The organism is Paraburkholderia bannensis NBRC 103871, from assembly GCF_000685015.1.
Taxonomy (GTDB): Bacteria; Pseudomonadota; Gammaproteobacteria; order Burkholderiales; family Burkholderiaceae; genus Paraburkholderia; species Paraburkholderia bannensis.
Genome location: NZ_BAYA01000033.1, coordinates 66,841 through 75,025, shown reverse-complemented (window position 1 = coordinate 75,025; position 8,185 = coordinate 66,841). Strand labels below are relative to the sequence as shown.

Here is an 8,185-nt window from a genome sequence, read left to right as displayed (position 1 = left end):
TGCCGGTGGCGGAAGTCGAGGGAACGGAACTCATTTAGTCATCCTCCTCATCATGCCGTGAGCACGACGCCGCTGGCCGGCGACCACGAGACAAAGACATCGTCGTTCCAGGCCGGTGCGCCTTCGTTCATCAGTTGCGAGCTGGAGAGATTCGACATCACGACCTTGCCGCCCGGCAGGCGCACGTGATAGAGCGAATAGCTGCCCATATAGGCCACGTCGGTAACCACGCCGCGCGCCCAGTTGTGCGCCGTGCCCGGTTTCTCGCGCGTCACGCGCACGCGCTCGGGGCGCACCGAGATACCCACGGGCATGCCCAGCGGCCCGGTTACGCCGTGGCTCACGTACATGCGCGTTTCCAGGTCTTCGCTTTCGACGAAGATGTGATCGGGTTCGTCCTCGACGACCTTGCCTTCAAAGAGGTTGGTCGAGCCGATGAACTCGGCGGAGAAGCGGCTGTTGGGGAATTCGTAGACTTCGGTGGGCGAGCCGATCTGCACGATGCGGCCTTCGCTCATGACGGCGAGGCGGTTGGCCATCGTCATCGCTTCTTCCTGGTCGTGCGTGACCATCACGCAGGTGACGTCGACCTTCTCGATGATGTTGACGAGTTCGAGCTGGGTCTTCTGGCGGATCTTCTTGTCGAGCGCGGACATCGGCTCGTCGAGCAGCAGCAGCTTGGGGCGCTTGACGAGCGAGCGGGCGAGCGCGACGCGCTGCTGCTGGCCGCCGGAGAGTTGATGCGGCTTGCGCTTGGCGTAGCGGCTCATCTGCACGAGATTGAGCGCATCGGCGACGCGTTCCCGGATTTCATTCTTCGGCACGCCTTCCTGCTTGAGGCCGAACGCGACGTTGGTCTCGACGCTCATATGCGGAAAGAGCGCGTACGACTGGAACATCATGTTGACGGGGCGGCGATAGGGCGGCAGCGAGGCGAGGTCTTCGCCATCGACGTAGATCTTGCCGGAGGTGGCGGTTTCCAGACCCGCGAGCATGCGCAGCAGCGTGGACTTGCCGCAGCCCGAGCTGCCGAGCAGCGCGAAGAGCTCGTTCTTCGCAATGTTCAGGCTCACGTTGTTGACGGCGGTGCTGTCGCCGAACTTCTTGACGACGTTTTCGATGCGGATAAACGTGGCCGTGGGTGTCGGCGGCTTTTGTCCTTGACTCGTGTTGCTCATTGGCTGTCTCCGTGTCTTTGCGAATTCGTGTGTTTTACGGCCGTGATATGGACGTGATTTGGCCGTGATATGGGCGTGCGTATCCAGCGCGCCGCGTCGCGGCGCAATTTCAATGGCGCAAGGGAAAGAGAATCAAGCTGGCGCGGCCCGCCTGGAATTGACGTGCCGCGCAGCCGGTGTGTCAGTGTCCGGTCTTGAGCTGTGCCCAGAGACGGTTTTCGAGGCGCAGGATATCGGCGGGGAGCGCCTTCATCATGGTCATCTTCGCGAGGACGTCCGGCGGCGGATAGACACCCGCATCGTTGGCGACCGAAGCCGTCACGAACGGTCGCGCCGCCTTGTTGGGCGTGGGGTAGAACACCTCGTTCGTGATCCCCGCATTGACCTTCGGATCCTCGATATAGTTGATCCACGCAAGCGCCGCTTCAGGATGCGGTGCGTCCTTGGGAATGCCCATGATGTCGAACCAGATCAAGCCACCTTCTTTGGCGTTCGAGAACTTGATTTCATAGCTACGTTTGGCGTCCTGTGCACGCCGATGCGCAATACCGACGTCGCCCGACCAGCCAAATGCCACGCAAATATCGTTGTTCGCGAGATCGTTGATATAACCCGACGAATTGAACTGCGTGATATACGGGCGGACTTTCTTCAGCGTTTCGTAGGCGGCCTGATAATCGGCGGGATTGCTGCTGTTCGGGTCTTTGTGCAGGTATTGCAGTGTGGCCGCAAATACATCGACGGCCTGGTCGAGGAACGATACGCCGCAGCTCTTGAGCTTCGACATGTTTTCCGGGTCGAACACCAGTGCCCAGCTGTCGACGGGCGCAGTGGTGCCCAGCGCCTTCTGTACGGCCTGGACGTTGTAGCCCATGCCGTCTGTCCCGTAGGCATAGGGCGCACCGTACTGGTTGCCGGGGTCAGCCTGCGAGATAATCTTCATGAGGCCAGGATCGAGATTCGCCAGGTTGGGCAGTTTTGATTTATCGAGTTTCTGGTAAATGCCAGCGGGAATCTGCCGCGCCATGTAATTCGATGTCGGCACAACGATGTCATAGCCGGAACTGCCGGCAAGCAGCTTGGCCTGCAAGGTGTCGTCGCCATCGTAATTGTCGTATTTGACCTTGATTCCCGTCTGCTTCTCGAAGTCCGGAATCGTGTCCTTGCCGATATAGTCCGACCAGTTATAGAAGTTCAACTGCGTTTCGGCGGCGTGCACGGGCGCGCCCGTCAAGCCTCCCAGCCCGGCGACAGTGGCCAGCGACGCCATTGCAATCGTGGGACGGACAAGGTGCCGGAATCGATCGATGCTCATGATGTTCTCTCTGCGGATGAAAAGACGGGTGTACGCGCTTTGCGCAGCGCACGGAAGTCAGACATGCAACAGCAAATGCTTGCGTTCCCACGAACTGATGACCCGGAAGAACGCGTCGTATTCGGTTTCCTTGAGGGCGATCCACGCTTTGACGAATGCCTCGCCAAGAATCTCCGCGAGTGCTTCCGAGCGGCCCATGAGGCTCAGCCCTTCTTCGAGATTGCGTGGCAGTTGCCACGCTTGCTGGTAGCCGTCGGTAGTAAGCGGCGGCCCGGGCTTCAGCCCCTGCGTCATGCCGAGATAACCGGCGGCCAGCGTCGCGGCGAGGGCGAGATAGGGATTGCAGTCGACGCCGGGAATCCGGTTCTCCACACGCCTGGCGGCGGGCGGCGCATGCGGCACGCGAAAGCCGACGGTGCGATTGTCGTAGCCCCATTGCACGCCGATTGGCGCGGCGGTGAAGCGTGACAGCCTGCGCCACGAATTGATGTAGGGCGCGAAAATCGGCATCAACGCCGGTGTCAGGTTTTGCAGGCCCGCAATATAGCCGTAGAAAAGATCGGTGGCGTTGCCGTCAGCGCCTGAAAACAAATTCTTTCCGCTTTCGATATCGACGATGCTCTGGTGAACGTGCATGGCCGACCCAGGCTCGCCTTCGATCGGCTTTGCCATGAACGTCGCGAACATCCGGTGACGCAGCGCCGCTTCGCGGACGGTGCGCTTGAAAAGGAAGACCTGGTCCGCCAGTTCAAGCGCATCGCCGTGCAGGAAGTTGATTTCCATTTGCGCGGCGCCCACTTCGTGAATCAGCGTATCGACCTGCAACTCCTGAATGTCGCAATACTCATAGATATCTTCGAACAGCGGATCGAACTCGTTGACGGCCTCGATCGAGTAAGACTGGCCTCCCGTTTCAGGCCGCCCGGTACGGCCAACGGGCGGGCGCAACGGAAGATCGGGATCCTTATTGACATCGACGAGATAAAACTCCAGCTCGGGCGCGACCACCGGCCTCCAGCCCTTCGCCCGATACAGCGCGAGCACGCGGCGCAGGACATGACGCGGAGAAATCGCCACCGGCGTGCCGTCGAAGTGCATGCAATCGTGGATGACCTGAGCGGTCGGGTCGGTGGCCCACGGCACCATGCGCAGCGTCGACACATCCGGCACGCACACCATGTCGGGATCGGTTACGCCAGTCAGCGCGCCGCCCTGCGGATAATCGCCGGTCACCGTCTGGAGCATCACGGCCTGCGGCAAGCGCATCGACTCACTGGCTTCGAACTGGCTGCGCGGAATGATCTTGCCGCGAGCGATGCCCGCCATGTCAGGAATGATCGCTTCGACCTCGGTGACGCGATGCTTCCTCAAGAACTCTTCGATTTCGTTCATGTCGCCTTCTTTCCGCCTGGCTGGGTGGTGGGCGCTGCTTTCGATATCACGGTTGCCTCGTCAAACAGACCATTCGAACGGGCTGCGACGAGCGACGGCTGAAGCGTAGCACCGCGAAAAACGCGAGAAAAAATAGTTTAGCTAGCTCGTGTATAGCTTTTATCTATGCTGGGCGAGGCTTCGTAAAGATCCGGAAAGGGCAAAGAAAGACTGGATTCGGCTGGCTATCGATTGCCGGGCTTTCGCCGGACGCACACATAGACAAATCCAATGCAATAGCCAGAAATTGGTTTCTTTACCTTCCGGTTTTGGCGACGGAGAGTGACTCGAAGCGGGTGTTCGCATTTGCTGCGATCACTGAGGGTAAGCACCAGGCTTAACAGTGACCCATCGAAGCCCAGGTAATCAGGATTCTGGAACCTGGGTGGGAGCGGACGGGCGCCTTTTATTGCGCACCGCGTTGATTGCCAAAAAAGCCGAAAAACTTTTTTCCTAGGCAGGCACCACAAAAATCATCGTTTCGCATTTGGTCGACTCTGAACAGAATAGACACAACGCAACCCACCACGGAGTCGCACAGGCGCAGTCAACGCCGTTACAGACCGCCGTGCATAAGGAAACCGCAATGACAATCGAAACCGTAGATACGCTCGTCGTCGGCGCTGGCCAGGCCGGCGTGGCGATGAGCGAACACCTGGGCAAGCTGGGCGTGCCGCATCTCGTGCTGGAGCGCGAGCGCATCGCCGAGCGCTGGAGAACCGGCCGCTGGGACTCGCTGGTCGCCAACGGCCCCGCGTGGCACGACCGCTTTCCGGGCCTTGAATTCGACGATCTCGACCCGGACGCCTTCGCGTCCAAGGATCGCGTGGCCGATTATTTCGAAGCCTACGCAAAGCAGATCGACGCGCCCATTCGCACCGGCGTCGACGTCACGAAAGTTGTGCGCAATGCAGGTCGCCCGGGATTTACGGTGGAAACCAGTCGCGGCGTGATCGAAGCGCAGCGCGTCGTGGTGGCGACGGGCCCGTTCCAGCGTCCCGTCATTCCGCCGATCGCGCCCAAAGCATCGGCCGATCTCGTGCAGATTCATTCGGCGGACTATCACAACCCGCAGCAGCTGCCCGAAGGCGCGGTGCTGGTGGTGGGCGCAGGCTCGTCGGGCGTGCAGATCGCCGAGGAGCTGATGCGTGCGGGCAAGCGCGTCTATCTTTCGGTGGGGCCGCACGATCGCCCGCCGCGCGCCTATCGCAATCGCGACTTTTGCTGGTGGCTGGGCGTGCTGGGTCTCTGGGACATGGAAACCGCCGTGCCGGGCCGCGAACACGTGACGATCGCGGTGAGCGGCGCACGCGGCGGCCATACCGTGAATTTCCGCAAGCTCGCGCATGAAGGCATGACGCTCGTGGGCCTGACCAAGGCGTTCAACGACGGCGTGGTGACGTTCGAAGCGGATCTTGCGACGCATCTTGCGAACGGCGACGCCAATTATCTTTCGCTGCTCGACGCTGCCGACGCCTACGTCACGCGCAATGGTCTCGACCTGCCGCTGGAGCCCGAAGCACGCGCAACCGTGCCGGATCCGCAATGCGTGACGCAGCCGATTCTCGAACTCGACCTGCGCGAAGCGGGCGTGAGCTCGATCGTCTGGGCAACCGGCTATGCCAATGATTACGGCTGGCTCCAGGTCAATGCCTTCGACGAAAAGGGCAAGCCAAAACATCAGCGCGGCGTGTCGAGCGAACCGGGTGTGTATTTCGTGGGCCTGCCGTGGCTGTCGCGGCGCGGCTCGTCGTTTATCTGGGGCGTGTGGCACGACGCAAAACACGTCGCCGGCCATATCGCCACGCAATCGCAATACCTCGACTATCGCGACGCCATGCAGCGCGAGCAGGACAAGCCTGGCCAGCCGGGCCAGCATGCCGAGCGCGTGCAAGCCGGCAATGAAATCAACAACGCAATCGGAGTCGTTTAAATGCCTACTCATACCCGTATCCGCATGTTCAATACGAAGGATACCTACCCGAACCAGACGCTCGACAACGATCTGTGCCAGGCCGTGCGCGCCGGCAATACGGTCTATGTGCGCGGCCAGGTGGGCACCGATTTCGACGGCAAGCTCGTGGGTCTGGGCGACCCGCGAGCGCAGGCCGAACAGGCGATGAAGAACGTCAAGCAGTTGCTCGAAGAAGCGGGCAGCGACCTCACGCACATCGTCAAGACGACCACGTACCTGATCGATCCGCGTTATCGCGAGCCGGTCTACCAGGAAGTGGGTAAGTGGCTCAAGGGTGTGTTTCCGATTTCGACGGGCCTTGTGGTGTCGGCGCTGGGTCAGCCGCAATGGCTCATGGAGATCGACGTGATCGCCGTGGTTCCGGACGGCTGGACGCCCGCGCAAGCTTAAAAACAAGCGCTGAAACAAGGACGAAAGGAAAGGAGAAGCACGCCATGACATTCTCGATTGTCGGTCGTTGCGCCGAGTCCGGGCAGTTGGGCATTGCCATCAGCTCGTCGAGTATCGCAGTGGGGGCGCGCTGCCCGTGGGCGCGCGCGGGCGTGGGCGTCGTGGCCACGCAGAACGTCACGCTGCCCGCGCTAGGGCCGCAGGTGCTCGATCTGCTGGAACACGGACAACTCGATCCGGCTGCTGCATTGGATCGCGCGCTGAATTCGAACGGCTGGAGCCAGTATCGCCAGGTGACGGTGATCGACGCACAGGGCCGCACTGCGTTCTTCAGCGGCAAGGAAGCGCTGGGCATTTACCACGCCGTAGCGGGCGAGCAGTGCGTCGCGGCAGGCAATATGCTCGCGGGCCCCCACGTGATCGAGGCGATGGTGCAGGCATTCGAGGGGGCGTCGGGCACGCTTGCCGACCGTCTGCTGGCTGCAATGCACGATGCGATGGCCGCGGGCGGCGAGGCGGGGCCGGTGCATTCGGCGGCGCTGAAGATCGTCGACGACCATACGTGGCCCGTCGTCGACCTGCGCGTCGATTGGGCCGACAACGATCCGCTCGCCGAACTCGACCGTCTCTGGCAGGCCTATCGTCCGCAGATGCAGGACTATTTGACGCGCGCGCTGAATCCCACCGCTGCGCCAAGCTACGGAGTACCAGGCGATGAGTGAGCGAACCAGCCGCGCATTGCTTGAGCGGCTGATCGGCTTTGCCACGGTCAGCCGCGACTCGAACCTCGAATTGATCGCGTTCATCGAACGCTATCTCGCGGAGTTCGGCATCCAGAGCGAGCTGTTCTACAACGCGGAGCGCACCAAGGCCAATCTGTTTGCGACGATTGGCCCGCGCGATCGCGGTGGTGTCGTACTGTCGGGGCATACCGATGTCGTGCCCGTCGACGGCCAGGCGTGGACAGTCGAGCCGTTCCGCCTGAGCGCGCGCGATGGCCGTCTGTATGGGCGCGGCACGGCGGACATGAAGGGCTTTATCGCATCGGTGCTGGCCGCCGTGCCGCTGTTTCAATCCGCGGGCCTGAAAACGCCGGTGCATCTCGCGTTTTCGTATGACGAGGAAGTGGGCTGTCTCGGCGTGCGCCCGATGCTGGAGGAACTGGCGAAGCGGCCGCACAAACCGCTGCTGTGCCTGATCGGCGAGCCGACGGAACTCAAGCCCGTGCTAGGCCACAAGGGCAAGCTGGCGATGCGTTGCTGCGTGAAAGGCGCGGCCTGCCATTCCGCGTATGCGCCTTACGGCGTCAATGCGATCCAGTATGCGGCGCGCCTGATCGGGCAACTCGATGAAATCGGCACGCGGCTCGCGGCTCCGGAGCATCGCGACGAACGCTTCGATCCGCCGTATTCGACGGTGCAAACAGGCCTCATCAAAGGCGGCCGCGCGCTGAATATCGTCCCTGCGGAATGCGAATTCGATTTTGAAGTGCGCGCATTGCCGGGTTTTGACGCCCAGACCGTCGCCGACGAACTGGCGCAGTACGCGCAGCAGGAATTGCTGCCGACGATGCGCGCCGTGCAGCCGGACACCGATATCCAGTGGCAGCCGCTTGGAGAATATCCGGGGCTGGCAACGCCGCCCGAAAGCGAGGCCGCACGACTGCTTGCGCATATCAGCGGATCGACGGATTTCGGCACGGTGGCGTTCGGCACCGAGGGCGGCCTGTTCGAACAGGCTGGCATCCCGACGGTGGTGTGCGGCCCTGGCAGCATGGATCAGGGGCACAAGCCCGATGAGTTCATCGCTGAAACGCAGCTTGCCGATTGCGACGCGATGCTCGCGCGTCTCGCGCTGTATCTCGCGCAACCGGACTGAGCTTTAAAGCTGAGTTTT

General features: G+C 61.7%; 7 protein-coding genes. 4 read left to right on the top strand and 3 right to left on the bottom strand.

The features are described 5' to 3' along the window. Positions 1 to 50: 50 nt before the first annotated feature. From BBA01S_RS32985 to BBA01S_RS32975, 3 genes are all read right to left on the bottom strand, one after another. Positions 51 to 1,178, bottom strand: coding sequence for an ABC transporter ATP-binding protein (locus BBA01S_RS32985; protein ID WP_027820162.1), 1,128 nt, complete (start codon positions 1,176 to 1,178; stop codon positions 51 to 53). 181 nt (positions 1,179 to 1,359) lie between these two features. Further along, on the bottom strand, positions 1,360 to 2,493 hold the full coding sequence (locus BBA01S_RS32980; protein WP_027820161.1) for a polyamine ABC transporter substrate-binding protein: 1,134 nt from the start codon (positions 2,491 to 2,493) through the stop codon (positions 1,360 to 1,362). A gap of 57 nt (positions 2,494 to 2,550) precedes the next feature. Beyond that, positions 2,551 to 3,885 carry a glutamine synthetase family protein gene (locus BBA01S_RS32975; protein ID WP_027820160.1) on the bottom strand — a complete coding sequence of 445 codons (1,335 nt, stop codon included), beginning with the start codon at positions 3,883 to 3,885 and terminating at the stop codon, positions 2,551 to 2,553. Positions 3,886 to 4,510: 625 nt separating this feature from the next. On the opposite strand from BBA01S_RS32975, the gene BBA01S_RS43875 reads away from it, so the two are divergent. Genes BBA01S_RS43875 through argE form a run of 4 tightly spaced genes read left to right on the top strand, consistent with a single transcriptional unit; the run spans position 4,511 to position 8,167 of the window. Further along, positions 4,511 to 5,857, top strand: a complete 1,347-nt coding sequence (locus BBA01S_RS43875) for a flavin-containing monooxygenase (RefSeq protein ID WP_042298311.1) — start codon at positions 4,511 to 4,513, stop codon at positions 5,855 to 5,857. Beyond that, positions 5,858 to 6,289 carry a RidA family protein gene (locus BBA01S_RS32965; protein ID WP_027820159.1) on the top strand — a complete coding sequence of 144 codons (432 nt, stop codon included), beginning with the start codon at positions 5,858 to 5,860 and terminating at the stop codon, positions 6,287 to 6,289. Positions 6,290 to 6,333: 44 nt separating this feature from the next. Continuing rightward, positions 6,334 to 7,011 (top strand): DUF1028 domain-containing protein, encoded by a 678-nt coding sequence (locus BBA01S_RS32960; RefSeq protein WP_027820158.1) that lies wholly within the window; start codon positions 6,334 to 6,336, stop codon positions 7,009 to 7,011. After that, entirely contained in the window at positions 7,004 to 8,167 is a 1,164-nt protein-coding gene (gene argE / locus BBA01S_RS32955) for an acetylornithine deacetylase (RefSeq protein ID WP_027820157.1), read from the top strand. The genes BBA01S_RS32960 and argE overlap by 8 nt, the downstream gene beginning before the upstream one ends. The last annotated feature ends 18 nt before the right edge of the window (positions 8,168 to 8,185 follow it).